General features: G+C 30.6%; 1 protein-coding gene. It reads left to right on the top strand.

The window, feature by feature from the left end:
* A partial coding sequence (locus KA909_RS13900) for a phage portal protein (protein ID WP_210130329.1) occupies window positions 1-633 on the top strand: 633 nt, incomplete at both ends.

Here is a 633-nt window from a genome sequence, read left to right as displayed (position 1 = left end):
ACGGTTGTTGAATTTGTTGCTAGGACGTTATCTCAATCTGAATTCAGAATTAAAGAGAATGATAAAGCTGTAAAAGATTCAATGTATTATCTTTTAAACGTTAAGCCTAATCCGAATCAAAATGCTACTCAATTTTGGCAAAAGTTTATTTATAAATTATTGGTAGACAATGAAGCACTCATCATCAAATCAGATGATGATTATTTTTATGTAGCAGATGACTTTGAACGAGAAACAGATTTAGGTTTACTTCCACAAAAGTTTAATTCAGTTACGGTTAATGATTATGTTTACAGTCGATACTTTTCAATGGATGAAGTTGTTTACCTGGAAAACTCGAATAAAAAGCTAGATGACTTTATGATGGGTCTATTTGAAGATTATGGCGAAGTTTTTGGACGTATGCTCAATATGCAATTGAAACAAAATCAAATACGTGGTGTGGTTAATGTTGAGGCAACAACTTTAGATAATAAACTTATTCAAGATTATATTGATATGATCTTTAATACTTTTGAAAAAAATCAAGTTGCAGTTATACCATTAACAAAAGGGATAAGCTATGAAGAACATTCATCTAAAAGTGGTTCAACAGGCAAGTCTGATTTCGGAGATTTAAGAGCATTAGTTCAA

The organism is Staphylococcus sp. GDX8P54P, from assembly GCF_017893165.1.
Lineage (GTDB): Bacteria > Bacillota > Bacilli > Staphylococcales > Staphylococcaceae > Staphylococcus > Staphylococcus borealis.
Note: the sequence above shows the minus strand (reverse complement) of the source record. Positions and strands in the feature narration are given on the sequence as shown.